This is a genomic window from Streptomyces sp. NPDC003720 (genome assembly GCF_042875075.1).
In the GTDB taxonomy this organism is placed as follows: Bacteria; Actinomycetota; Actinomycetes; order Streptomycetales; family Streptomycetaceae; genus Streptomyces.
In genome coordinates this window covers 351956-376395 of record NZ_JBIANZ010000001.1, presented here as the reverse complement: position 1 = coordinate 376395, position 24440 = coordinate 351956, and the positions used below count along the sequence as shown (strand labels likewise).

Below are 24440 nucleotides of genomic sequence, written 5' to 3'. Positions count from 1 at the left end.
CCATGAAGACAGCGCGTGCAGCCTGGCGCCGCCTGGAGCCCGTACACGGCATGATCTACTTCATTCCCGAGGCAAGGCGAAGGTACGCGGAGCTCGGACTCAGCGGAGGCGCCGGGTACTTCGCCTCCCGCGGCGCCGCCTTCGGCCGGGCGTCCGCCGAGCTGATCATCTCGACCTTCTACAACTTCAGCCCCGATTTCGTACGCCGGGCGGTAGCGGGGGTCTGGGACGCGACGGAGCCGCAGCAGGTGCTGGACGCGCGGTACGCCGCGGCGGGCGAAGGCCTGCGGCGGGCGGGAATCCACGAGCTGCCCCACTTGGAGGAGGTCCTGACGCTGACCCGCCGGGCGGCCGAGGCGGCCTGCGAACACGCGCAGGGCCGCCCGCTGTTCGCCGCGCATGCCGCGCTGCCCTGGCCGGAGGAGCCGGTGCTGCAGCTGTGGCACGCCCAGACGGTGCTCCGGGAGTTCCGTGGCGACGGCCATGTCGCGTGCTTGCTGAGTGAGGGCGTCGGAGGCCTGGAGGCACTGATCCTGCACGCCGCCACCGGTGAGGTTCCCGTCGACTTCCTCCGGGCGAGCCGCGCCTGGCCCGAGGACGAGTGGGCCGCCACCCGGGAGCACCTGCGCGAGCGAGGCCTTCTCGACGGCGACTCCCTCAGCGCTCAAGGCGCACTCCTGCGCGGGCACATCGAGGAGCGCACCGACCGGCTGGCCCTTCCCGCCTATGCCGCCCTGAGTGACGCCGAGTGCGAGCGTCTCGCCGAACTGGCCCGCCCGTTCGGCCACGCCGTCATCGAAGCCGGCCTTCTCAAGATCGGCTGACCGCCGCCCCACGCCACGAGAACGAGCGGCGAGCCGGTCCCCGGGCACTCACCCGTCGACGAAAACCGGCTCCCCGGTCTCCGGAGGGCCGACTGAGCCACGCCGGCACAGTCGGCCCTGGCCCCGGTGTCGGCTGTGCGGCCCCCTTCGATTCCCGCGCGGCCGGGACCGCCGTACCGCCGGAACCCCACCGGTGACGCGCTGGGGAAGTACTGCCGACCAAGGACCACCGGCCGAGCGGTCCGTGGACCTTTCCAGGCCGGCCGCGGCGACGGTGAACCTTCCCGAGCCACGCGCCCCGGACGGCACTCGCTTCTCCCTTCCGTGAGCCGGCATGGTGGCCACACGCATAGCCAAGCCCCGAACTGTGTTGCCCCACCACATGTGCGCCTGACGTGCGTCTTCCTACCGTGTGCCGACACGTACCCGTCCCCACCGCACACGAGGAAGTGGCGCACATGGCATCCCGAGCAGCATCCGCTCCCCCACCCCCCGCCAGCCTCCCCCGTATCGTCGCCGCCAGCCTCATCGGCACCACCATCGAGTGGTACGACTTCTTCCTGTACGGCTCCGCCGCCGCGCTGGTGTTCAACAAGCTCTTCTTCCCGGACTCCGACCCGCTCGTCGGAACACTGCTGTCGTTCCTGACGTACGCCGTCGGGTTCGCGGCCCGCCCGCTGGGAGCCCTGGTGTTCGGGCACTACGGTGACCGTCTCGGGCGCAAGAAGCTGCTGGTGCTGAGCCTGTTGCTGATGGGCGGCGCCACCTTCGCCATCGGCCTGCTGCCGACGCACGCGACGGTCGGCTCCGCCGCGCCGGTGCTGCTGACCACGCTGCGCCTGGTGCAGGGATTCGCGCTCGGCGGTGAGTGGGGCGGCGCCGTGCTGCTGGTCTCCGAGCACGGGGACGCGCGGCGGCGCGGATTCTGGGCCTCCTGGCCGCAGACCGGAGCGCCGGCCGGGCAGTTGCTGGCCACCGGTGTGCTGTCGCTGCTCACCGCCGTGCTCTCGGACGACGCCTTCGGCACCTGGGGATGGCGCGTACCGTTCCTGCTCTCCGGTGTGCTGGTGATGGTCGGCCTGTGGATCCGCCTCTCCGTGGACGAGTCCCCCGTCTTCAAGGAGGCGCTGGCGCGGGCCGAGACCCGGCGCGCGGAGGAGCCGGAGAAGCTGCCGCTCGTCTCCGTGCTGCGCCACCACTGGAAGGACGTGCTGGTCGCCATGGGCGCCCGCATGGCGGAGAACATCAGCTACTACGTCATCACCGCGTTCATCCTCGTCTACGCCACCACCTCCGCCGGCGTCTCGAAGCAGACCGCGCTGAACGCCGTACTCATCGCCTCCGCCGTGCACTTCGCCGTGATCCCGGCCTGGGGCGCGCTCTCCGACCGGGTCGGACGGCGGCCGGTGTACCTGCTGGGCGCGGCCGGCGTCGGGCTGTGGATGTTCCCGTTCTTCGCGCTCATCGACACCGGTTCGTTCGGGTACCTGCTGCTGGCCGTGACCGTCGGACTGGTGCTGCACGGAGCCATGTACGCGCCCCAGGCGGCGTTCTTCGCCGAGATGTTCGCGACCCGGATGCGGTACTCCGGCGCTTCGATCGGCGCCCAGTTCGCCTCCGTCGCCGCCGGTGCGCCGGCGCCGCTGATCGCCACCGCGCTGCTGTCCGACTACGGCGACTCCACTCCGATCGCCCTGTACGTGATCGCGGCGGCCGTGCTCACCCTGATCGCCGTGGGGGTGGCCAAGGAGACCCGGCACCGGGACCTCGCCGAGGTGGAGGCAGGGGACGGCGAGCCCGCCGACGCGAGCCCGGCGGCCAGGGCCGGCACCGTCTGACCGGCCGTACGAACCGCTCACCGCACCGACCGGCTCCCCTGACGGGGGGCCGGTCAGTGCCGTTCCGGGGTCGCCAGCCGGTGCAGCCGCAGGGCGAGCTGGATCTCCAGGGCGCGGGCCGGCGCCTGCCAGTCCTGGCCCAGCAGGCGGCCCACGCGCTCCAGCCGCTGGGCGACGGTGTTCACGTGCACGTGGAGGGCGTCCTTGGTGCGGGCCGGGCTCATCCCGCAGGCGAAGTAGGCGTCGAGGGTGTGCAGCAGTTCCGTGCCGCGGCGCTCGTCGTAGTCCACGACCGGGCCGATGGTGCGCCCGACGAAACCGCCCACGTCCCGGTCGCCGGCGAGCAGCAGGCCGAGGAAGCCGAAGTCCTCGGCCGCCGCGCCGTCGCCGCCGCGGCCCAGCAGGAGCAGCGCGTCGAGGCAGCGGCGGCCCTCGGCGTAGGCGGCGGCCACGGTGTCGTGGTGGACGGTGAGGTCGGTGACCGGGGCGGAGGCGCCGACGGTGACCGGCTGGTGGACGGCCGTACCGAGGTGGCGGGCGGTCCGGCGGGCCAGCTCCGTGGCGCTGTCGCCGGCGGCGAGCGGGAGCAGCAGGACCGTGCCGCCGTCCCGGGCGGCCGCCAGGCCGTGCCGGGTGGCGGCGAGATGGGAGGCCGCGGACCACAGGCGGCGCCGGGCGGCGGCCTCCTCGTCGGCGTCGGCGGCCGGCCCGTCGAGCCGGGCGGCGAGGACGACGTGGGTGGCGTCCAGGTCGGCGTGCAGCCGGGCGGCGCGCTCGCGCAGCAGGCGCGGATCGCGGTCGCGGGCGTCCAGGAGGTCGTCGAGCAGTTCGCCCCGCACCCGGTGCTCGGCCTCGGCGGCGGAGCGGCGGGCCAGCAGGAGCAGCGAGGTGACCATCGCCGCGCGTTCCAGGGTGCGCTGGTCGACCGGGTCGAGGTCCGGGTGGCCGCGCAGCACGAGCGCGCCGAGGAGCTCGCCGCCGGCGACCACCGCGGCGATCCAGTCGCTCTGGTGCCGTACCGCGTGCCCCTCGGTGCGGGACGCCTTCAGGGCCGCGGCCGGCGCCGTGCCCGCCTCGGTGAACTCGACCGTGCCGTCGATGACCTGGGAGACGGCCGCGGCCACGTCGTGGACGCCGCCGCCGCGCAGCACCAGTTCGGCGAGCCGGTCGTGCACCTCGGAGGCGCGCTCGATGACCGCGCTGCGGTCCCGGATGATCTCGTTGGCCCGTTCCAGGCCGGCCAGCGCCGAGCGGGTCTCGGTGAGCAGGTTGGCGGTGTCGATGGCGGCCGCGGCGAGCGCGGCGAAGGAGCCGAGCAGGGCGATCTGCCCGCGTTCGAATACACGGGCGCGCCGGTCGGCGGCGAACAGGACGCCGATGACGCTGGAGCCGAGCATCAGCGGTACGCCGAGGATGGCGATCAGGCCCTCGTCCTCGACGCCGGCGTCGATGGCGCGGGTGTGCTGGAAGCGGGCGTCCTTGAAGTAGTCGTCGGTGACGTAGGGCCGCGCGGTCTGGGCGACCAGTCCGCCGAGTCCCTCGCCCATGCCGAGGCGCAGTTGCTGGAAGCGGGCGGCCACCGAGCCCTCGGTCACGCGCATGTAGGTGTCGCCGCGTGCCGGGTCGTTGAGGCTGAGGTAGGCGACGTCCGTGCCCAGCAGGGACCGGGCGCGCTGCACGATGGCCTGCAGCACGGCGTCCAGGTCCCGCAGGCCGGCCAGGTCGTGGGCGGTCTCGAACAGCGCCGACAGCTCGGCCTCGCGGCGGCGGCGTCCCTCCAGCTCGGAACGGACCCGCAGTGCGAGCAGCTTGGCGCGCTCCAGCGCGGCGATCCGGTCGGCCGGCTGCCCCTCGGCCCGGGCGAGCAGCACCGGCTGCTCGTAGGCCTCCACCGGGGCGTCGCGGGCCAGCAGCTCGAGGTACGGGGCGCCCGCGCCGTCGCCGGACACCCCCGCGGCGCCCTCGGAGGCGGGGGTTGCGGCCGGCTGGACGTGATCGCGAGACATGGTCACAGGATTACGCATCGGCGGTCCGGCCTGCCGGGCCTGTGGAAAACTCCCGGGCCCGGCGGCGCCGGTCCGCTCAGTGGGCCGTCCACCCGCCGTCGAGGACGAGGGAGGTGCCGGTGACGAAGGAGGCCTGCGGACCGCACAGGTAGGCCACGGCGTCGGCCACCTCCTCGGGTTCGATGAGCCGCTGGACGGCGCTGTCCTTCAGCAGGATCTCGGACAGGACGCGTTCCTCGGGGATGCCGTGGGCCTGCGCCTGGTCGGCGATCTGCTTCTCGACCAGCGGGGTGCGGACGTAGGCGGGGTTCACGCAGTTGGAGGTTACGCCGTGCGGGGCGCCCTCCAGCGCGGCCGTCTTGGACAGGCCTTCGAGGCCGTGCTTGGCGGCCACGTAGGCGGACTTGAACGCCGAGGCGCGCAGTCCGTGCACGGAGGACACGTTGACGATCCGCCCCCATCCTTGTGCGTACATGTGCGGGAGGGCGCCGCGGATGAGCCGGAACGGCGCCTCCAGCATCACGGTGAGCACGGTGTGGAAGACGTCGGGCGGGAAGTCCTCCAGCGGACGTACCAGCTGGAGTCCGGCGTTGTTGACGAGGACGTCGGTGCCGGCGGCCACCCGCTCGGCGGCGTCGAGGTCGGTGAGGTCCAGGGCGTGGGGTACGACCGTGCCCGCGAGGTCGCCGGCCCGCTGGGCGAGTTCCGCCAGCTCGGCGAGGCCCGCGGCGTCCCGGTCGACGGCTCTCACCTCGGCGCCGGCGGCGGCGAGCCGCAGCGCACAGGCGCGCCCGATGCCGCTGGCGGCGCCGGTGACGAGGGCGGTGCGGCCGCCGAGGTCGAGGGAGTCATGGGGGGCGGGGGGCTGGGCGGCCGGTGGCGGGCTGGACGTGGTCATGAGCCGACGATAAGCGGGGCCCACCCCTCACCACATGTGGCCGCCACCCACACTTCAGCCCATAGTCATAGGGTCGAACCATGTGGGTGCCTCGGACATGGCCTGCTTGATCCGGAAGAGCCCGAACTCGTGCAGGTCCGGCAGCGCGTCCACCGTGAACCAGCCCACCTCGAGCGACTCGTCGTCGTTGACCCGGGCCTCGCCGCCCACCGCACGGCAGCGGAAGGTGATGTCCATGTACTGGCAGACGTCCCCGTTGGGGTAGGTCACCGGCTGCAGTGCCTGGACCAGGACGACCCGCTCGGGGACGCAGTCCACCGCCGTCTCCTCGAACACCTCCCGCACCGCGCAGGCGGCGGGCTGCTCGCCCGGTTCCGGGATGCCCCCGATCACCGACCACTTGCGGGTGTCGGACCGCCGGCCCAGCAGCACTCTGCCCTCGTCGTCGAAGACGATCGCGGTGACCCCGGGAAGCCACAGCAACTGCTGACCGGCGCTGGCCCGGACGGTGCGGATGAAGTCGGGAGTAGCCATGGACCGACCCTAACGGGCCGGTCCACGGCTCCCTCGCATGTCAGGGGGCGCAGGACCGCCGTACGGTCACGCGCGTCCGGCGCGCCGGGCGCGCGCCCCGGAGCCGATCGCCCAGCCGAGTCCACCCGCCGCGACCAGCACGAGGGCGATCTCCGGCAGGATGCCGAGCCGGGTCGCGGGCGTCTCGGAGGTGCGCAGCGGCACCTTCTGCACCAGGTAGGCGGGCACGAACATGCCGGTCTTCTGCGTGATCGTGCCGTCCGGCATGATGATCGCGCTGACGCCGCTGGTGACCGGCACGGTCACGGTCCGGCTGTGCTCGACGGCCCGGACTCGGGACATGGCGAGCTGCTGGTAGGTCATCTCGCTGCGGTCGAAGGTGGCGTTGTTGCTCGGCACCGAGATCATCTGCGCGCCGTGCGTGACGGTGTCCCGCACCGCCCAGTCGAAGGCGGCCTCGTAGCACGTGGCGAGGCCGACCTTGGCGCCGCCGAAGTCGAAGACGCCCGGCTCGCTGCCCCGGCTGAAGTCCTGGCGGACCATGCCGGTCCAGTCCTTGTTGATCGCTCCGACCAGGCCGCGCAGCGGAAGGTACTCGCCGAACGGCTGCACCTGGCGCTTGTCGTAGGTCTGGGTCGGCCCCTTGACCGGGTCCCACAGGATCTGCTCGTTGAGCAGCCTGCCGTCCTTCTCCACGACCCCGCCGACCGAGATCGGCACCCCCACCGCCCTGGCCGCCTCGTTGATGACGGCGGCCGCGTCCGGATTGGTGAAGGGGTCGATGTCGGAGGAGTTCTCCGGCCACAGCACGTAGTCCGGCTTCGCGGTCTTGCCCGCCTTGATGTCGGCGGCCAGCTTGAGCGTCTCGCGCGCGTGGTGGTCGAGCACGGCCCGGCGCTGGGCGCTGAACTCCAGACCGGCGCGGGGGACGTTGCCCTGGATGACCGCGACGGTCGCGGTGCCGGCCTGCGCCGCGTCGCTGACCAGCGGCCGCGCGGCGACCGCTCCCACGACCGGCACGGCGACGCTGAGCAGGGCCGCGGCCGCCGCCCCGCGCCGCAGGGTCCGGGTGCGGCGCCGCTCGGCGATCAGGCGCCCGGCCTCGTACAGGCCGAAGCCGCACAGGACGACGGCGAAACCGAGCACCGGAGTGCCGCCCACCGCGGCGAGCGGCAGGAATACGCCGTCCGCCTGGCCGAACGCGATCTTGCCCCAGGGGAAGCCGCGGAAGGGCACGCGCGCGCGTACCGCCTCGCCGGCGATCCACAGGGCGGCCGCCCACACCGGCCAGGCAGGCAGCCTGGACACCGCGGCCACGCCGACGCCGACCAGGGCCACGAAGACCGCCTCGATCGCCGCGAGAGCGAGCCAGGGGCCGGGGCCGACCTCCACGCCCGTCCACACCAGCAGCGGCAGCAGGAAGCCGAGCCCGAAGAGGTAGCCGAGGCCGAGGGCCGCTTTCCAGCCGCGGCCGCGCAGCACCCAGGCGAAGCCGGCGAAGGCGGGCAGGGCCAGCCACCACAGGGGGCGCGGCGGGAAGCTGACGTAGAGCAGCACGCCGCACAGGGCGGAGGCGGCGGCCGGGACCAGTCGCCGGATCCTGCTGCCGCGCGCACCCCTCGCGGAGGGCGGCCTGAGCTGGTCGGACTGGTCCACGGAAGTTGCGGTGACGGTCACCCGGGGAGTGTACGGCGGGCGCACTCGATGCCGACAGCGCAGTCCAGGACGTCCCGGCCGCCCCAGGAGTGCCGTCGCCGGTCATGCGTTCGCGCGGGACTCGTCCACAAATCGGCCACCAGCCGTTACCGTGTGCCCAGCCTCAGCGGTGCGGCCCGGTCCGGTGCGCTCCGCCGGGGACCGCCACAGGTCGGGGGACCTGGGTACGAGGGGCTACGGGGTGGGGTCGACGGAACTGGGATCCGCGGCCGGCGCGGACGGCGCGGGCTGCCGAGAGGCCGGACGAAACGTTTCCGACGGGGCGGGCATGATCCTCCTGGGGGCGTGCGCCGCCTGGTCGCTGATCACGGCGGCGGCTCACGAGGGACGGCCCGAGGGCGTGCTGCTCGCGGTGCTCGCCCTGGCCGCGGGCCATGCCGCGGGGCGGATCTCCGGGTCACTGCTGCCGGTGGCCGCGCCGGCGGCCGGCGCGGTCGCGGGGGCGGCCCTGCCGCTGGTCATGCCGGACCTCTCCCCCGGCGCCCGGTACGCCGTCCCGCTCGGGCACGCCGGCGCCACGGCCGCGGTGCTGGCCCTCGCCACCGGGGCGGCCTGCTGCGCCGCCTGGTCGGCGCGCCGGCCCGCGACCCGGGCCCTGCTGCGGCTGCTGGCCGCCGGCATCGCGCTGACCGGCGCCGTGACGGGCTCGGCCGCCGGCTGCGCCGCCAGCGCGGCCGTGCTGCTGTGCTCGCTCGCGGCGGGCGCGATGCCGTACCGGGGCGCCGGTGTCGCCGGCCTGGCCCTCGCGGCGGCCGTCCCCGTGGCGGCGGTCTGGACGGTCGCGGCGGACGCGCTGCCCGCCGGGTTCACCGACGCGCTGAGCGGCCGGTTCACCGCGAGCCGGCTCGGGCTGTGGCGGGACGCCGCGCGGCTGGCCGGCCGCGACACCCTGCTCGGCGTCGGCCCGGGCCGCTTCGCCGAGTTCACGGCGGCCGGTCCGCGGGGAGCGGGACTGCTCGCCGACGGCAGACCGCACTCGGCGCCGCTCCAGCAGGCGGCCGAGCAGGGTCTGATCGGGGTCCTGCTGCTGGTCGCCGTGCACGGCTGGATCCTGCACGCCCTGTGGCGCTCTCCGCGCTCCACGCCGGTGGCCCTCACCGCGGGCGCGGCGCTGACCGCGCTCGCCGTGCTCGCCGCAGTGGGCAACGCGCTCAGCTTCGCCACGGTGACGGCGGGCGCGGGACTGCTGGCGGGGTGGGCGACGGCGCGGCCATGGGCGGGGGACGGCGGGGAGCCGTAGGGATGGACGTCCGCGGGTGGCCGTAGCGGGCGATGCGACCGGGGACGGCAGGAAGCCGTAGCGGATCGACGCGGGCCAGGGACAGCACGCGGCGGTAGCGGATCGACGCGGGCCGGGGACGGCAGGAAGCCGTAGCGGATCGACGCGGACCGGGGACGGCACGGGGCGGTAGCGGTCGGCGCGGGCCGGGACGGCCGCCGGCCGCGGGTCAGCTGATGGTGCCCGGTGTGATCGCCCGCAGCCGGGCCCTGATGACGCTGACCGCGGACTCCGCGTTGTCCACGGTGATGGTGAAGGTGTGGCCGTCCCAGAGTCTGAGCACGATGCCCTCGCCGCGGCGGACGACGACCGCGGTCCCCTTCTCCGGACGCCAGCGGTAACCCCAGCCGCCCCAGTTGCAGGGGGTGACGAGGGCGGCGAAGTCGGCTCCGGCGACCTCGGACAGCGGGATGCGGCGGCGCGGCACACCGATGTGGCCGCAGCGCACCTCGAGGCAGTCCTTCTCGAGTTTCAGGTCGACGTGCACGAAGGCCAGCGTGCCGAAGAGGACCAGCAGGCCGGCCGCGATGCAGCCGACGACGGACATCGCCAGCGCGGCCACGCCGGAGGTCCAGGCGGATTCCACGGCCAGTTCGATACCGAGGGCCATGCAGGCGGCGCCCACCAGCGCCAGCAGCCACTGGACCCGGTTGGTGGCGCGTCCGGTCCAGACGTCGGGGTGCGAGGCGTCCTCGGTGCGGCGGTGCTCGCTCATGGATACGAGGTTACTCAGGTTTCGGTGCGCGGGTACCCGCTCGCGGAGCGTGACTCCTTCGGGCGGCCCAGGCGCCGGCCGCGGGGATCTCCGGGTCAGCGCCGGTCGGCGAGCGGCCCGGCGGACGGCAGCAGCCGGCCCTCGGCATAGCGCAGCGCGGCCGCGGGCAGCGCGCCCTCGCGACCGCTGAGCAGCACCGTCAGCGTGCCTTCGGCCGGGGCCTCGGGGGCGGCTTGTTCGCCGAGGCGGCGCAGGGCCTGGGCGGCGACCGCCCCGGCGGAGCCGTGCAGGGCGAGCGGGGCGGCGCTTCCGTTCCGTACGGCGGCGCGGATGCGGTCCGCCACCAGTTCGTAGTGGGTGCAGCCGAGGACGACGGTGGTGACGTCGTCCGGGGTCAGCGCGGCCGCGGCGGCGACGGCCGCGTCGACGGCCGCCTCGTCCGCGTGCTCCACGGCCTCGGCCAGCCCCCAGCAGGGCACCTCGGCGACCCGGACGCCGTCGGCGAACTGCTCGATGAGACCGCGCTGGTAGGGGCTTCCGGTGGTGGCGGGCGTGGCCCAGATGGCGACCGGCCCGCCCCCGGCGACGGCCGGCTTGATCGCCGGGACCGTGCCGATCACCGGGATGCCGGGCTCCAGCCGGGCGCGCAGGGCGGGCAGCGCGTGCACGGTGGCGGTGTTGCAGCCGATGATCAGGGCGTCCGGCCGGTGGGCCGCGGCGGCCTCGGCGACGGCCAGGGCGCGTGCGGTGAGGTCCTCGGTGGTGCGCGGCCCCCAGGGCATGCCGTCGGGGTCGAGGGAGAGGACGAGGTCCGCGTCGGGCCGCAGGCGCCGTACCGCGGCGGTGGCCGCCAGCAGGCCGATTCCGGAGTCCATGAGCGCGATCTTCACCCGGCCACGATAGACGATGGGCCCCGATCGGCCGGTCGGGTGGGGCAGACTGCGCCCGTGAGCGCCATCGTGTGGATCGCCGTCGCCTCCCTCGCCGCCTGGTGCTGGCTGCTGCTGTGCCAGGGCTTCTTCTGGCGCACGGACGTCCGGCTGCCACCGCGCCGCACTCCCGGTGACTGGCCGCCGGTGTGCGTCGTGGTTCCGGCCCGGGACGAGGCCGAGGTGCTGCCCGCGAGTCTGCCGTCGCTGCTCGCCCAGGACTATCCGGGGCGCGCCGAGGTCGTCCTGGTGGACGACGGGAGCACGGACGGCACCGGGGAGCTCGCGCGCGAGCTGTCCCGCCGGCACGGAGGGCTGCCGCTGACGGTGGCCTCCCCCGGCGAGCCGCCGGCCGGCTGGACGGGCAAGCTGTGGGCGGTACGGCACGGCGTCGCCCTCGCGCACGCGCGTGACCCCGAGTACCTGCTCCTGACGGACGCCGACATCGCGCACGCGCCGGACAGTCTGCGGGAGCTGGTGGCGGCGGCCCGCACGGGCGGCTTCGACGCGGTGTCGCTGATGGCGCGGCTGCGGGTGGAGAGCCTGTGGGAGCGGCTCGTGGTGCCGGCGTTCGTCTACTTCTTCGCGCAGCTCTACCCGTTCCGCCGGATCGGCCGGCGGGGGTCGCGGACGGCGGCGGCGGCCGGCGGCTGCGTACTGCTGCGCGCCGGCATGGCGCGGCGGGCGGGGATCCCGGACGCCATCCGGCACGCCGTGATCGACGACGTCGCCCTCGCGCGCGCGGTGAAGCGCGCCGGCGGTCATGTCTGGCTCGGGCTGGCCGACCGGGTGGACAGCGTGCGGCCCTATCCGCGGCTGCACGACCTGTGGCGGATGGTCTCGCGCAGCGCCTACGCCCAGTTGCGGCACAGCCCGTCGCTGCTGCTCGGCACGGTCGCCGGACTCGCCCTGGTGTACCTGGCGCCGCCCGCGGCCGTGGTGGCGGGGACGGCCGGGGGGTCCACGGCCGCAGCGGTGGCGGGCGGGCTGGCGTGGGCGGTGATGGCGGGAACGTACCTGCCGATGCTCCGCTACTACCGGCAGCCGCTGTGGCTCGCGCCGCTGCTGCCGTTCACCGCTCTCCTTTATCTCCTGATGACGGTGGACTCGGCCGTGCAGCACTACCGGGGGCGGGGTGCGGCCTGGAAGGGCCGCACCTACGCGCGTCCGGAGGTGCGGCCCGACGAGGGCTGACCCGGCTCACTTGCGGCCGGGCGTCCAGTTCATGCCCCAGCCGTAGACGCGGTCTATGGTCCGCTGCGGACTCACTCCGCGGTCGGGCACCAGGTACCGCGCCTCGCGCTGGACGACGAGGTCGCCGTCCGTGCCGGTGATCAGGGCGAGCGCGCAGACCGTGGACGGGACCGTGCACTCGTCCAGCGAGAAGTCGATCGGCGCGCCGTGCTGGGGCTGGAGGGTGACCGTGGCGTGCAGGTCGGCGAAGGAGGCGGCGCCCTCGTAGATGGTGACGAAGACCAGGATGCGCCGGAAGTCCTGTTTGTGGTCGAGGTTGACGGTGAGGTTCTCGCCGCTCGCCACGGCGCCGGTGCGGTCGTCGCCGTCCAGGTGGATGTACGGCGGACGGTCCAGCGATCCGAAGGCGTTGCCGAGGGCCTGTACGACGCCCTTGCGCCCGTCGGCGAGTTCGTACAGGGCACACAGGTCGAGGTCGACGTCGCCCTGACCGCCGCCCCAGCGGCCGCGCCGGCCCGGGAACTGCTTGCGCACCTGCCAGTTGAGGTTGACCCGCATGGCCCCGGAGGTGCCGCCCTGCTTGGCCAGCGAGACGGACGGGGCGGCCTTGGTGAGGGTGACCTTGGAGAGGCGGACCGGCGCGGCGGCCGCCGGGGGCGGCGGCAGCGGGACCGGCGTGGTGACCGGCGGCGGCGGGGTCACCGGCTGCGTGGCGGGCGGGGGTGCGGCGGGCCGGGAGGGCGGCGGCGCGGCGGGCGACGGGGGCGGGGGCGGCGGCGCGTGCCGCTGAGGTTCGTCGACCGTGATGCCGAAGTCCGTCGCCAGGCCCTCGAGTCCGCTGCTGTACCCCTGGCCGACGGCGCGGAACTTCCAGCCGCCCTGGCGCCGGTAGAACTCGCCGAGCAGGAAGGCGGTCTCGGAGGTCGCGCCGGGGCTGTCGAAGCGGGCCACCACCGCACCGCCGCTCTCCTCGGTCACCTCGACGTAGAGGCCGGGCACCTGCCCGAACGTCCCGCCGTCGGCCGAGGCCGCGAGGACGATCCGGTCGATCCCGCTCTCCACGCGCGCGAGGTCGACGAGGAGGGTGTCGGTGATCCGCTCGCCGGCGGTCCGCTTGCCCTGGTGCCGGACCGCGCCGGAGGCGTGAGCGGGCTGGTTGTAGAAGACGAAGTCCCCGTCGGAGCGGACCTTTCCGGCCGTCAGCAGCAGCGCCGAGGCGTCCGCGTCGGGCACCGCGGGCCCCGGGCGCCAGCCCAATTCGACGCGCAGGGCCGTGGTCGGCACCGGCGCATTCGATCCTTTCGCCATTGTCATGTCCGCCCCCATCACGTGTCGGTGTGCGCCCCGGACGTTCCCGGGCGCCCCGGATGATCGCTACCCACCCAACCTATTCCCGGGAGCGGCGAACGCACCCGAGCGGCGCGGGCCGGCCGGCGAAGACCGCCGGTCAACCGCCGGTAACCCGCCAGGAACTCGGCCTTTACAGGATCCAAACCCGGATCGGCGTCCTTTTTTGCCGAGTTCGCTCGTATTGGGGATCCCGCGTCACGGCCGACACGGAAAACAACCCTCTTATCGGTCTCCCCAACCAGCACATCGTGGGCTTAACTTATGTGCCATGACCTCCCCCCGCTCCACTTATGGCGGCGGCTACTACTCCGCCTCCTTCCCGGACACCCCGATCTACGACTCGCTCGTGGCCGAGCGGGGCACCCCGCAGATCGCCCCGATCCGGGTCCCCGCCGCGTACGACACCGGCAGCAACCTGCCCGCCCTGCCGTCGGCGCTGCCCGCCCTCCCGGCCGGCCCGTCGTACCAGTCGGCCCCCGCCTACGGGTACCCGCAGATGCCGCAGCCCGCCCCGCTGCAGCAGGCGCCCACGGCGTACATCCCGCAGCAGGCGAGCGCGCCGCGCGGCTACCCAGGCCCGCAGGCGCCGCAGCAGCAGCAGCGCCCGATGGGCGGCGGCACGGGGTACGAGGCGATGCGTCCGGCCGCCCCGCGACCCGCGGCGGCGCCGTACCAGGACCCGTACAACAACCAGCAGTACCGCGGCTACTGACCCGCAGCCCCGGCTGCCGCCGCCACCTGGCACGATGGCCGCATGGGGAACGCACGACTGCGGTCGATCCACGTCCATCCGGTCAAGGCGTTCCGGGGCGTCTCGCCCCGGGAGGCCGTGGTGGAGCCCTGGGGGCTGGCCGGGGACCGACGCTGGACACTGATCGACGACGGGGGAAAGGTCGTCACACAGCGCGAGCAGCCGCGTCTCGCGCTCGCCGCCGCCGAGCCCTTGCCCGGCGGCGGCATCCTTCTGTCGGGGCCCGGACGTGAACCGCTGGAGGTCGCGGTCCCGGAACCGGTCGCCACGGTCCCGGCGAGCGTGTTCGGCACCAAGGTGGCGGCGGTCCCGGCGTCCGGCGCCGCCCACGCGTGGTGTTCGGATCTTCTGGGCGCCGGGGTCCGTCTGGTCCACATGGACGACCCGGCCTCCCGCCGGCCGCTGGACCCCGATTACGCGCGGCCGGGCGAGACGGTGAGCTTCGCCGACGGCTATCCGCTGCTGGTCACCACCATCGCCTCCCTCGACGCCCTGAACGAACTGGTGGCACGGGGCGATCACGCGCAGGAGGGCCCGCTGCCGATGAACCGCTTCCGTCCGAGCGTGGTCGTCGAGGGCACCGAGCCGTGGGCGGAGGACGGCTGGTCGGGCCTCTCCATCGGCGAGGTGGACTTCCGGGTCGCCAGGCCCTGCGCGCGCTGCGTGGTGACCACGACCGACCAGGACACCGCCCGGCGCGGCCGCGAACCCCTGCACACCCTGGCCCGGCACCGCAAGGCCGGCGGCCGGCTGCTGTTCGGGCAGAACCTGGTGCCGCTCGCGCCCGGCACCATCCGGGTGGGCGACCCGGTACGGGTGTCGTCGTGACTCCCGGGAACCCCGGCGCGGGGCCCGGTCGTTGGGACACCATGAGCGATGCGTGAACGGTCGGGGCCGGGAGTGGGAGCACTCGCGGCCCGGGCCGGGGTGGGCGGGCGGCTCCTCGGGGGACCACCGAGGAGCGGAAGGGGGTGGGGGCGTGCGGGCCATCGGGGGACTGTGGCGCTGGCGGGGGAATCCGCTGCGCCGTGCGACCGATCTGACCGAGGCCTGGGTGGCGCTCGTGGCACTGGTGCTGATCGCCGTGGCCGCGCCGGTGACCGGCGCCCTGGTCGGAGTGACGGCTCACGGCTCCCTGCAGCGATCGGCGCGCGAGCAGCAGCGCGAACGCCACCTCGTCACGGCGACCGTGGTGCGAAGACTCGGCGGCGCTCCGGTGGAGACCGACCCCGACACCAGCGCCGTGGGGGACGCGCACAGCCGGGTCCTCGCGGAGTGGACGGCGCCCGACGGCCGGCACCGGCGCGGCGCGGCCCTGGCGAAACTCAGATCGCCGGACGCGGGCGACCGCTTCGCGCTCTGGACGGACCGGCACGGCCGGGTGACGACACGCCCGCTGGACTCCCCCACGGCGACGACGCATGCCGTACTCGCGGGTCTGGGCGCCGCGTTGCTGACCGCCGGCCTGATCGAGTGCGGCCGGCGGCTGGTCGTGTGGCGCATGGTCCGCCGCAGGTACGCGCGTTGGGACCGGGCCTGGGACCGGGCGGGTCCGGACTGGGGCAAGGCGGGCACCGGCAGCTGACGGCCTTCCGCCTCTGGTCATCCCACCACCCGCGCGCACGCTACGGTGGAGCGGCCGACTCGCACTCGGCACCAAAACCCGCGTACTACGAGGTGGGGGCACGGCAACGCCATGGCACAGGGCACGGTCCAGGTGACGCACAGCGGTACGTCGCGGTGGCGTCGCCGCACGGGTGAGTACGCTTCGCTCGCCGCAGCCCTGGAGGCCGCCGCCGACGGCGACGTCCTCACCATCGCCCCCGGCACGTACCGGGAGAACCTGGTCGTGCGGCGGCCGGTGACCCTGCGGGGTCCCGAGGGCGCCCCGGGCTCGGTGCGGATCGCGCCGGCGGACGGTGTCCCGCTGACCGTGCGGGCCTCGGCGGTGGTGCAGGACCTGCACGTGGAGGGCCAGGACGCGGCGGCCCCCGCCCTGCTGGTGGAGGAGGGCACGCCCGAGCTGATGGACGTGCGGATCGTCACCCGGTCCGCCGCGGGCATCGAGGTCCGGGGCGGGGCGCGGCCGACCGTGCGCCGCTGCACCGTCGACAATCCGGCCGGCATCGGCATCGCCGTACTCGACGGCGCGGGCGGGGTGTTCGAGGAGTGCGAGGTCGTCGCGGCGGGTCAGGCGGGGGTGTCGGTGCACGGCGGCGGCCGTCCCCGGCTGGAGCGCTGCCGGGTGCACCACGCCGCTGGCAACGGGCTGACCGCGACCGGGGAGAACTCGGCGCTGGAGGCGGTCGGTTGCGAGGTGTACGAGGTCCGGGGCTCCGGAGTGCAGATCACCGGGCGGGCCACGGCCCATCTCACCGACTGCGATCTGCACCGCACCACGGCCGACGGCGTCACGCTGGACACGGACGCGGTGCTCACGCTCGCCGACTGCCGCATCCACGACGTCCCGGAGAACGCGATCGACCTGCGCTCCCGCTCGGTGCTCACGCTGACCCGGACGACGGTGCGTCAGTTCGGCCGCAACGGCCTGTCCGTGTGGGACCCGGGCACCCGGGTCGACGCGAACCAGTGCGAGATCTTCGACAGCACCGGTGACTACCCGGCGGTGTGGGTGAGCGACGGCGCGACCGCGGTGCTCGACGCCTGCCGGGTGCACGACGTGCCGGACGCGCTGTTCGTGCTGGACCGCGGCTCGCGCGCGGACGTCGTGGACAGCGATCTGTACCAGGTGCGCAACACGGCGGTGTCGGTGAGCGACGGCGCGACCGCGCAGCTCGACGACTGCCGGATCCGGGACGCGGCCACCGGCGCCTGGTTCCGCGACCACGGCAGCGGCGGCAACCTCGGCAACTGCACCCTGGACGGCACCCAGACCGGTGTGATCGTCACCAAGGGCGCCGACCCCACCGTCGAGCGGTGCACGGTCGACTCCCCCGCCGAGGCGGGCTTCTACGTGTCGGCGGGCGGCCGGGGCACGTTCGTGAACTGCCGGGTCAGCGGCAGCGGCGGCTACGGCTTCCATGTGATCGACGGCTGCCGCACGACGCTGCGCAAGTGCCGCACGGAGCGTTGTGCGCGCGGTGGTTACGAGTTCGCGGACGCCGGGCCGGACACGGGCTCCGGGACGGGGCCGGTGGTGGAGGACTGCACCAGCGACGAGAGCGGCGGCATCCGGCCGCCGGCCCAGCGCGAGACGGCCGAGCAGTCGGCGTCCCCCTCCTCCGCGGGCCTGCTCGGGGCGATCCCCGGCCAGCGCGCCCTGGACGCGGAACCGGCCGTCGCCGCCGAGCCGGAGCAGCCGGCCCGCTCCTCGAAGGCCGTGCTGGGCGAGCTGGACGCCCTGGTGGGCCTGGAGAGCGTCAAGCGGGAGGTCCGGGCGCTGACCGACATGATCGAGGTGGGCCGGCGCCGGCAGCAGGCGGGCCTGAAGGCCGCCTCGGTCAAGCGGCACCTGGTGTTCACCGGCTCCCCCGGCACGGGCAAGACGACGGTGGCCCGGCTGTACGGCGAGATCCTCGCCTCCCTCGGGGTGCTGGAGAAGGGGCATCTGGTCGAGGTGTCGCGGGTCGACCTGGTCGGCGAGCACATCGGCTCGACCGCGATCCGCACCCAGGAGGCCTTCCAGCGGGCGCGCGGCGGTGTGCTGTTCATCGACGAGGCGTACGCGCTGTCCCCGGAGGACGCCGGCCGCGACTTCGGCAAGGAGGCCATCGACACGCTGGTGAAGCTGATGGAGGACCACCGGGACGCGGTCGTGGTGATCGTCGCCGGCTACACGGCCGAGATGGAGCGCTTCCTCTCCGTGAACCCCGGCGTCGCCTCCCGCTTCTCACGGACCATCACCTTCGGCGACTACGGCCCGGACGAACTGCTCAGGATCGTGGAGCAGCAGGCCGACGAGCACGAGTACCGGCTGACCCCGGGGGCGTCGGAGGCGCTGCTCAAGTACTTCACGGCGATCCCGAAGGGCGCCGCGTTCGGCAACGGCCGGACCGCGCGCCAGACCTTCGAGGCGATGGTGGAGCGGCACGCGAGCCGGGTCGCCCAGGTCGCCGACCCCAGTACCGACGACCTGACCCTGCTGTACGCCGAGGACCTGCCCGAGCTGCCCTGACCGCGGTGTCCGGCCTGGGAGCGTCATGGTTCCGGGCGTTCGGGGCGCTGGGTGGGCAGGTCCGGGCGCAGCCGGGCCAGGAGGCGGGCCCGTTCGCGGGCGAAGGCCGGGTCGGCCTGGTAGTCGGAGTGGCCGAGGATCGGGGCCGGCAGCGGGTGCTCGGGGGTGCGGCCGTAGGCGAGGGGGTCGCGCAGGGGCTCGTGGTCGACCTCGGGGCCGCAGTCGCCGGGCAGACGGACCGGGCCGCCGATGGGATCGGTGGGGCGGTGGAGGTTGCGCCAGCAGGCGACGTCCCGGTGCAGGGCGGCCAGCGCGGCCGGGCCGAAGTGCGCCGGGAACCAGCGGCCGTAGAGACGTTCCAGCGGGGAGCCGTAGGTGAGCAGTGCCACGCGCCGGCGGGCCGAGGGGCTGAGCTGCCAGGCGGCGGAGGCGGCCAGCACGCTGCCCTGGGAGTGGCCGGACAGGACGAGGCGACCCTCGGTGCGCGCGGTCCAGGTCGCCATCCGCCAGGTCAGGTCCGGCACCGCACGCTCGGCGTAGCAGGGCGGGGCGAACGGGTGGGCGGCGCGCGGCCAGAAGGTGCCGACGTCCCAGAGGATGCCGATGGTGCGCCGGGCGGAGGCGTCCCGGTAGGCGCGCCGGCCCCAGGTGACGAACAGCAGGAAGCCTATGCCGACCAGCCAGGAGCCCAGTGCCTGTGAGGTCTCGGCGGCCGCCTGGACGACGTCGTACGTGCGCCGGGCCGCGCCTTCGGGGGGCTTGCCGGTGGCCAGGGCGCCGGCGAGCGCGGCGGCGCCCAGCAGCAGGGTGGTGGCGCAGAGTACGCCGATGACCAGGGGCGTCCGGTCGGTGAGGGTGGCCATGGCCCGTGCGTGGGCGATACGGCGGGTGCGGGAGGGGTCCTCGGGCTCGCCGGGGTGCTCGTGCCGCACCCGGTCGCGCTCGGCGCGGGCGAGCCGCGCGGTGCGCCGGGCCAGGTGGGCGGCGAGGACCAGCAACACCGCGAGCAGCGGCGGGATGACGGAGGCCTGCCAGGTCAGCAGGACCGGCGGACCGTCGAGGAGGGCACGGGTGCCGTCCAGCCAGTCGGCGACGCGCTGCGCGACGCCGCCGGACATCACACCGCCCAGCGCGCAGGCGAGCAGCGCGACCGCGGGACCGCCGAGCCCGTGCCCCGCGGCGCGCGGGTCGGGGCGCCTGCGGTACAGGTCGTGGGCGACGGCGGCGAGGACGACGACGAGCAGTCCCTGGGTCAGCATGAGGGTGCCGAAGGCCGTGTCGCCGGGCAGCCGGCCGGCGGACCGCCAGCCGGGGCGGGACCAGGCGGCGTGGACGAGGGTGAGCAGCAGCAGGACGAGCGCGGCGACCGGCAGGCGGCGTACCAGGTGGCGGTCGAGCCGGTGGTCGGGGCACCGCTCGCTGCGGCCGCGGCGGCAGACGACGGCCACCACGGCGCCCGCGCAGCCGAGCAGGGCCGCGGCGAGGAGCCACCCGAGCAGGTCCAGGACGGCCGGGCCGCCGGGGCGGTGGTCGAAGCGGGCCGTGGGCGTGGCGACGGCGGCGGCGACCGTGAGCAGGCCCGCCGCGGTGTGGGCGGCGCGCAACCGGGCCACAAGGCGGCGCCCGTACCAGAAACCGGGCCGGGCCAGGGCACTCGCGTCGGGCTCGGGCTCGGGGTCGCGGGACATCGGCTGGTGGGACTCGTAGGCGTTCCAGGTGCGGTGCGAGAGGTACCAGAGCAGGGCGGTCAGCGCGACCGGGATCAGCGCGGCGAGCGCGAGGCGGCGGCCGGGCTGGGTCCACCAGGCGTCGCCGGCGGCGGCCGGGGAGAGGAAGCCCAGCCAGGTGTGGCGGCGCGCGCAGTCCGCGACGCCCGCGCACTGCCAGGCGACCAGGTCGAGGGCGACCTCGCAGGCGGCGGCCGTGAACAGCACGGTGAGGGTGAGCGCGGCCAGCCGAACGAGGAGTCCGTAGAGCCGGACGGTGCGCCTGCGGCCGTGGGCGGCGGGGCGCATCCAGTGGGCCAGGTTCACCACCATGAAGGGCAGCAGCAGGAGCCACAGGGCGCGGGTGCCGTCGCCGGAGGTGAGGTTGCACCAGACGTACGCCTCGCGGACCGGTTCGCCGCGGGGTCCGTCCGCGGCGACCGGTCTCGCGGCGTCGGCGGCGCGCCGGAAGATCGCGGCGGTCTCGTCGCCGGTGATCCTGACGGTGCGCGGGTCGCCGAGCATCTTCTCGGGGGTGCTGCCGCCGACGCCGTGCACCAGGAGTTCCAGTTCGGCACCGGCCGGTGCGGGCCGTAAGGCGGAGCCGTCCGTCTCCGGTCCGGGATTGCGTTCCTGCGCCCGATCCACTGTCAGTACTTCCCCCGTGACACGCCTGCTGGACACCTGTCCACGCGGGCTTCAGGTTCTCCGTTTCCGGGCCCTCGTACACCTCCCGTCACGGAATCTCCCCGATCCGTGTGAAAGCGGACCGGGTCCCCGGCGCCGGGCAGGGCGGGATGGCATGTGCGCGTCGGGAAAGGCGGTGGCGCGACCGCCGCCGTCCCGTGAAAAGATGGAACGCCCGTGCACGGCGGACCGCTGGACCTCCAGGTCGGAGCCGGTGCGGCGGGCGGGTCGGACGACGGATCGCGGCGAAGGGACCGGAGCGTACGTGAGTGAGAATCAGAACCTCCTCGCGGAGCAGCGCCGCGCCCTGATCCTGGACGAGGTCCGGCGCAGGGGCGGCGTCCGGGTCAACGAGCTGACCCGCAAGCTCGGAGTGTCCGACATGACCGTGCGGCGCGATCTGGACGCGCTGGCCCGCCAGGGCATGCTGGAGAAGGTGCACGGCGGCGCGGTCCCGGTGGTCGAGGCGAGCACGCACGAGCCCGGTTTCGAGGCGAAGTCGGCCCTGGAGCTGACCGCCAAGGAGGACATCGCGCGCTCCGCCGCCCGGCTGGTCGCCCCGGGCACGGCGATCGCCCTGTCCGGCGGTACGACGACCTACGCGCTCGCGCAGCACCTGCTGGAGGTGCCCGACCTCACCGTGGTGACGAACTCGGTGCGGGTCGCCGACGTCTTCCACGCGGCGCAGCGCACCTCGGGACAGCGGCAGGGCGCGGCGACGGTGGTGCTGACCGGCGGGGTGCGCACCCCGTCCGACTCACTGGTGGGCCCGGTGGCGGACCAGGCGATCGCCGCGCTCCACTTCGATCTGCTGTTCCTCGGGGTGCACGGGATATCGGTGGAGGCCGGACTGTCCACGCCGAACCTCGCGGAGGCGGAGACGAACCGCCGGCTGGTGCAGTCGGCGCGCCGCGTGGTCGTGGTGGCCGACCACACCAAGTGGGGCACGGTGGGCCTGAGTTCGTTCGCCGGGCTGGCGCAGGTGGACACGCTGGTCACCGACGCGGGTCTGCCCGCCGAGGCACGCGCGGAGATCGCGGAGCATCTGCACCGGCTGGTGGTGGCCGGCGAGACCGAGGACGACGAGGACGTCTGACGGCGCGTCGGCCGGCATTCAGTCCGGCCACACGCCCGTGGCCAGCAGCGACTCGATAGTGGCCGTGTAGGGGGCGATGTCCAGTCCCTGCTCCTCGAGCCAGGAGTCGGAGAAGTACTTGTCCAGGTAGCGGTCTCCCGGGTCGCACAGCAGGGTGACGACGCTGCCGGTGCGGCCCTCGGCCACCATCTCGGAGACGATCTTCAGCGCGCTCCACAGGCCGGTGCCCGTCGAGCCGCCCGCCTTGCGCCCGATGACCCGCTCCAGGGCCCGTACGGCGGCGACGCTGGCCGCGTCCGGGACCTTCATCATCCGGTCGATCGCTCCGGGCACGAAGCTGGGCTCCATGCGCGGCCGGCCGATGCCCTCGATCCGGGAGCCGCAGTCACAGGTGACGTCCGGATCGCCGGTGGTCCAGCCCTCGAAGAAACAGGAGTTGTCCGGGTCGGCGACGCAGATGCGGGTGTCGTACTGCATGTAGTGCACGTAGCGCGCCAGGGTGGCCGAGGTGCCGCCGGTGCCGGCCGTGGCGACGATCCAGGCGGGCTCCGGGAAACGCTCCAACTCCAGCTGGCGGAAGATGGATTCGGCGATGTTGTTGTTGCCGCGCCAGTCGGTGGCCCGCTCGGCGTAGGTGAACTGGTCCATGTAGTGGCCGCCGGTCTCCACCGCGAGACGGGCGGACTCCTCGTACATCTTCCGGGAGTCGTCCACGAAGTGGCACCGGCCGCCGTGGAACTCGATCAGACGGCACTTCTCGGCGCTCGTCGTGCGCGGCATGACCGCGATGAAGGGCACGCCGATGAGCTTCGCGAAGTACGCCTCGGAGACGGCGGTGGAGCCGCTGGACGCCTCGATCACCGGGCGGTCCGGCCGGATCCAGCCATTGCACAGGCCGTAGAGGAAGAGTGAGCGGGCGAGCCGGTGCTTGAGGCTGCCGGTGGGGTGCGTCGACTCGTCCTTCAGGTAGAGGTCGATGCCCCACCGCTCGGGCAGCGGGAAGCGCAGCAGGTGCGTGTCCGCCGAGCGGTTGGCGTCGGCCTGGACCTTGCGGACGGCGTCTTTCAGCCAGCCGCGGTAGGCGGCGTCGCTGCGGTCGACGTCGAGGGTGGCGCCGGTCCGGGTCTGTGGGGTGGTGCTCACGGCGGGGCTCCTTACGCTGAGCGCCGACGGCGCCTCCGGCGGCCGGCACTTCGCATCATAGGCACCTTCCACACCTGTTCTCACCTGCATAAACGCATCTTTGAGCCGGTCAAAGGGAGGCTGGGGCGCAGCGGTGCGAGGCGCCCCGGGGCGCACGGGCGCGAGTGCTCCGGGCGCCCCCCGCGCGCGCCCCCTGCGCACTGGTGCTCCCGACCTCGCGGAGGCAGACTGCACCGGACGGGACGATCGTCCCGGACAGCGGCGCACACTGGACCACAGCACCGCGCCGGCCCGGACCGGTACGACCGGACACGGGCCGGATCCGGACCCACGCGGTCCGGCGTCGCGGCGAAGGACGCGCACAAGGGGGCGGCAGGACATGGCGGAGCCGGAGTTCACGGCCAAGGGCGTGCGGATCGGCAAACGGCTGCGTTCGCTCACCCGGGCCGGGCAGGTCCGGATCAGCGACGGCCGGGTGGAGTTGCTGACCAGCTACGGCAGCGAGATCGACAGCGCGCCGGTGCAGGCGGTGCGCGCCTCAAGGCCGTGGTTCGCCCCGGAGGACCGGGCGCACGCGGATCTCAACGGCAAGCGGTACTCGCTGACGCTGGGTGAGCACGACCCCGCCCCGGGCGAGCCGGGGCCGCCCGCGGCACGGCGGTTCATCGAGGCGGTGCGCCGCGCGGCCGGGCGCGGTGGCTGACCGGCAACCGGCGGTGGCGAGTTGCGGGAGCGCACCCGCTGCGTCACGCTGTTCTCACGTCACTCTGGGTTTACCGGCGATAACGCTGCGAACCAGCCCGCCGGCCCGCACAGCAGGCGGACGTTTGGACGCAAGCACCCTGCTGGATCCGTTTGTTCTCCGTGTTTCCTCCGGTTCCTCCGGACCTCACATCGGGGAGTCGCAGCCGTGATCAGTCACTCAAGCAGGCACTGCACGGTGGAGCTCCAAGCCCTGCCGTCGCGGATCGGCCAGGTCCGCAGAATCGTATCTGCGCAGTTGCGCTACTGGCATATGGACCCGTTGATAGACCGGGCCGCGCTCGGTGTGACCGAGCTGCTCAGCAACGTCCACCGGCACGCCCGGCCCGACAAGTCGTGCACCGTCGAGCTGGAACTGCTGGTCGACCGGCTCACGGTCTCGGTGCGCGACCACGATCCGCGCCTTCCCGTGGTCGCCGACGCCGCCGACGCGCCGGGCCTCGTCCCGCTGGCCACCTGCGGACGCGGGCTGGCGATGGTGGCGGCGATGAGCGAGAGCTGGGGCGCGCGCCCCGAGGGCGACGACGGCAAGGTCGTGTGGTTCACGCTGCCCGCGCCGTCCGCGGCGGTCCGCCGGCCGGCCCGCTCGCCCCGTCCGGCGGCCGAGCGGCGCCCCGCGCCCCGGCTCACCGAGGCCCGGCCGGCCCCGGTCCCGCCCACGCCGGTCACCGCCGCGCCCACGCCGGTCGCCGCGGCTCACGCCCCGGCCGCGGCATCCGCTCCCGCCCGGTCGGCCGTTCCCGGCTGACCGGGCGGTGAGGCCACCACGACGTACGGAGCGGGCGGGTGACGACGGCCGCCCGCCCCTGTCCCGTGAGGGGACGCCGCGAGGGGACGCAATGCGCGCTCCCGGCCCCGCCGCACACCGTCCGGTCGT

Annotated in this window: 20 protein-coding genes; 11 read left to right on the top strand and 9 right to left on the bottom strand. The window is 74.4% G+C overall.

All coding sequences use genetic code 11. From position 1 onward, the window contains the following. Window positions 1-2 precede the first annotated feature (2 nt). Both ACFYU0_RS02000 and ACFYU0_RS01995 read left to right on the top strand, forming a co-directional pair. Window positions 3-824: a hypothetical protein gene (locus ACFYU0_RS02000; protein ID WP_389297145.1), complete on the top strand. Its 822-nt coding sequence runs from the start codon at window positions 3-5 to the stop codon at window positions 822-824. A gap of 458 nt (window positions 825-1282) precedes the next feature. Next, window positions 1283-2662, top strand: coding sequence for an MFS transporter (locus tag ACFYU0_RS01995; RefSeq protein WP_389297143.1), 1380 nt, complete (start codon window positions 1283-1285; stop codon window positions 2660-2662). A gap of 53 nt (window positions 2663-2715) precedes the next feature. On the opposite strand, the gene ACFYU0_RS01990 is transcribed toward ACFYU0_RS01995, so the two are convergent. The 4 genes from ACFYU0_RS01990 to lnt all read right to left on the bottom strand — a co-directional run bounded on the left by ACFYU0_RS01990 (window position 2716) and on the right by lnt (window position 7777). Continuing rightward, window positions 2716-4668 carry a helix-turn-helix domain-containing protein gene (locus ACFYU0_RS01990; RefSeq protein WP_389297142.1) on the bottom strand — a complete coding sequence of 651 codons (1953 nt, stop codon included), beginning with the start codon at window positions 4666-4668 and terminating at the stop codon, window positions 2716-2718. A gap of 76 nt (window positions 4669-4744) precedes the next feature. Beyond that, complete coding sequence (locus tag ACFYU0_RS01985; protein WP_389297140.1) at window positions 4745-5566, bottom strand: 3-hydroxybutyrate dehydrogenase; 822 nt, start codon at window positions 5564-5566, stop codon at window positions 4745-4747. A gap of 54 nt (window positions 5567-5620) precedes the next feature. Further along, on the bottom strand, window positions 5621-6100 hold the full coding sequence (locus ACFYU0_RS01980; protein WP_389297138.1) for an NUDIX domain-containing protein: 480 nt from the start codon (window positions 6098-6100) through the stop codon (window positions 5621-5623). A 66-nt stretch (window positions 6101-6166) separates the two neighbouring features. Beyond that, window positions 6167-7777: an apolipoprotein N-acyltransferase gene (lnt, locus tag ACFYU0_RS01975; protein ID WP_389297136.1), complete on the bottom strand. Its 1611-nt coding sequence runs from the start codon at window positions 7775-7777 to the stop codon at window positions 6167-6169. A 307-nt stretch (window positions 7778-8084) separates the two neighbouring features. On the opposite strand from lnt, the gene ACFYU0_RS01970 reads away from it, so the two are divergent. Further along, complete coding sequence (locus ACFYU0_RS01970; protein ID WP_389297134.1) at window positions 8085-9056, top strand: O-antigen ligase family protein; 972 nt, start codon at window positions 8085-8087, stop codon at window positions 9054-9056. Between the two features lie 208 nt (window positions 9057-9264). Here the strand turns inward: ACFYU0_RS01970 and ACFYU0_RS01965 are convergent, their stop codons facing one another. Continuing rightward, window positions 9265-9810 carry a hypothetical protein gene (locus ACFYU0_RS01965; protein WP_389297132.1) on the bottom strand — a complete coding sequence of 182 codons (546 nt, stop codon included), beginning with the start codon at window positions 9808-9810 and terminating at the stop codon, window positions 9265-9267. Window positions 9811-9905: 95 nt separating this feature from the next. Further along, window positions 9906-10700 (bottom strand): glutamate racemase, encoded by a 795-nt coding sequence (locus ACFYU0_RS01960; RefSeq protein WP_389297130.1) that lies wholly within the window; start codon window positions 10698-10700, stop codon window positions 9906-9908. 39 nt (window positions 10701-10739) lie between these two features. Here ACFYU0_RS01960 and ACFYU0_RS01955 point away from each other — a divergent pair, with 39 nt between their 5' ends. Beyond that, window positions 10740-11933 carry a glycosyltransferase gene (locus tag ACFYU0_RS01955; protein ID WP_389297128.1) on the top strand — a complete coding sequence of 398 codons (1194 nt, stop codon included), beginning with the start codon at window positions 10740-10742 and terminating at the stop codon, window positions 11931-11933. A 6-nt stretch (window positions 11934-11939) separates the two neighbouring features. On the opposite strand, the gene ACFYU0_RS01950 is transcribed toward ACFYU0_RS01955, so the two are convergent. Continuing rightward, on the bottom strand, window positions 11940-13259 hold the full coding sequence (locus ACFYU0_RS01950) for a TerD family protein (protein WP_389297126.1): 1320 nt from the start codon (window positions 13257-13259) through the stop codon (window positions 11940-11942). Between the two features lie 292 nt (window positions 13260-13551). On the opposite strand from ACFYU0_RS01950, the gene ACFYU0_RS01945 reads away from it, so the two are divergent. The 4 genes from ACFYU0_RS01945 to ACFYU0_RS01930 all read left to right on the top strand — a co-directional run bounded on the left by ACFYU0_RS01945 (window position 13552) and on the right by ACFYU0_RS01930 (window position 18169). Next, window positions 13552-13995 carry a DUF6643 family protein gene (locus ACFYU0_RS01945; protein ID WP_389297124.1) on the top strand — a complete coding sequence of 148 codons (444 nt, stop codon included), beginning with the start codon at window positions 13552-13554 and terminating at the stop codon, window positions 13993-13995. Between the two features lie 42 nt (window positions 13996-14037). Further along, window positions 14038-14862: an MOSC domain-containing protein gene (locus ACFYU0_RS01940; RefSeq protein WP_389297122.1), complete on the top strand. Its 825-nt coding sequence runs from the start codon at window positions 14038-14040 to the stop codon at window positions 14860-14862. 151 nt (window positions 14863-15013) lie between these two features. Continuing rightward, complete coding sequence (locus ACFYU0_RS01935) at window positions 15014-15619, top strand: hypothetical protein (RefSeq protein ID WP_389297120.1); 606 nt, start codon at window positions 15014-15016, stop codon at window positions 15617-15619. Window positions 15620-15730: 111 nt separating this feature from the next. After that, window positions 15731-18169 (top strand): right-handed parallel beta-helix repeat-containing protein, encoded by a 2439-nt coding sequence (locus tag ACFYU0_RS01930; RefSeq protein ID WP_389297118.1) that lies wholly within the window; start codon window positions 15731-15733, stop codon window positions 18167-18169. A 23-nt stretch (window positions 18170-18192) separates the two neighbouring features. Here the strand turns inward: ACFYU0_RS01930 and ACFYU0_RS01925 are convergent, their stop codons facing one another. Further along, window positions 18193-20523 carry a hypothetical protein gene (locus tag ACFYU0_RS01925; RefSeq protein WP_389297116.1) on the bottom strand — a complete coding sequence of 777 codons (2331 nt, stop codon included), beginning with the start codon at window positions 20521-20523 and terminating at the stop codon, window positions 18193-18195. Between the two features lie 304 nt (window positions 20524-20827). Between ACFYU0_RS01925 and ACFYU0_RS01920 the strand changes: the two genes are divergently transcribed. After that, window positions 20828-21658 carry a DeoR/GlpR family DNA-binding transcription regulator gene (locus ACFYU0_RS01920; RefSeq protein WP_351660543.1) on the top strand — a complete coding sequence of 277 codons (831 nt, stop codon included), beginning with the start codon at window positions 20828-20830 and terminating at the stop codon, window positions 21656-21658. A gap of 18 nt (window positions 21659-21676) precedes the next feature. Here the strand turns inward: ACFYU0_RS01920 and ACFYU0_RS01915 are convergent, their stop codons facing one another. Continuing rightward, window positions 21677-22801, bottom strand: coding sequence for a PLP-dependent cysteine synthase family protein (locus ACFYU0_RS01915; protein ID WP_389297115.1), 1125 nt, complete (start codon window positions 22799-22801; stop codon window positions 21677-21679). A 379-nt stretch (window positions 22802-23180) separates the two neighbouring features. Here ACFYU0_RS01915 and ACFYU0_RS01910 point away from each other — a divergent pair, with 379 nt between their 5' ends. Both ACFYU0_RS01910 and ACFYU0_RS01905 read left to right on the top strand, forming a co-directional pair. Then, window positions 23181-23504, top strand: a complete 324-nt coding sequence (locus ACFYU0_RS01910; RefSeq protein ID WP_351660537.1) for a hypothetical protein — start codon at window positions 23181-23183, stop codon at window positions 23502-23504. A gap of 207 nt (window positions 23505-23711) precedes the next feature. Continuing rightward, on the top strand, window positions 23712-24311 hold the full coding sequence (locus ACFYU0_RS01905) for an ATP-binding protein (protein WP_389297112.1): 600 nt from the start codon (window positions 23712-23714) through the stop codon (window positions 24309-24311). Window positions 24312-24440 lie beyond the last annotated feature (129 nt).

Coding starts and splice junctions, on each gene's coding strand:
- ACFYU0_RS01970 (WP_389297134.1), top strand. CDS start 8,085: ATGATCCTCCTGGGGGCGTGCGCCGCCTGGTCGCTGATCACGGCGGCG.
- ACFYU0_RS02000 (WP_389297145.1), top strand. CDS start 3: ATGAAGACAGCGCGTGCAGCCTGGCGCCGCCTGGAGCCCGTACACGGC.
- ACFYU0_RS01910 (WP_351660537.1), top strand. CDS start 23,181: ATGGCGGAGCCGGAGTTCACGGCCAAGGGCGTGCGGATCGGCAAACGG.
- ACFYU0_RS01965 (WP_389297132.1), bottom strand. CDS start 9,810: ATGAGCGAGCACCGCCGCACCGAGGACGCCTCGCACCCCGACGTCTGG.
- ACFYU0_RS01950 (WP_389297126.1), bottom strand. CDS start 13,259: ATGGGGGCGGACATGACAATGGCGAAAGGATCGAATGCGCCGGTGCCG.
- ACFYU0_RS01930 (WP_389297118.1), top strand. CDS start 15,731: ATGGCACAGGGCACGGTCCAGGTGACGCACAGCGGTACGTCGCGGTGG.
- ACFYU0_RS01945 (WP_389297124.1), top strand. CDS start 13,552: ATGACCTCCCCCCGCTCCACTTATGGCGGCGGCTACTACTCCGCCTCC.
- ACFYU0_RS01940 (WP_389297122.1), top strand. CDS start 14,038: ATGGGGAACGCACGACTGCGGTCGATCCACGTCCATCCGGTCAAGGCG.
- ACFYU0_RS01985 (WP_389297140.1), bottom strand. CDS start 5,566: ATGACCACGTCCAGCCCGCCACCGGCCGCCCAGCCCCCCGCCCCCCAT.
- ACFYU0_RS01990 (WP_389297142.1), bottom strand. CDS start 4,668: ATGTCTCGCGATCACGTCCAGCCGGCCGCAACCCCCGCCTCCGAGGGC.
- ACFYU0_RS01980 (WP_389297138.1), bottom strand. CDS start 6,100: ATGGCTACTCCCGACTTCATCCGCACCGTCCGGGCCAGCGCCGGTCAG.
- ACFYU0_RS01995 (WP_389297143.1), top strand. CDS start 1,283: ATGGCATCCCGAGCAGCATCCGCTCCCCCACCCCCCGCCAGCCTCCCC.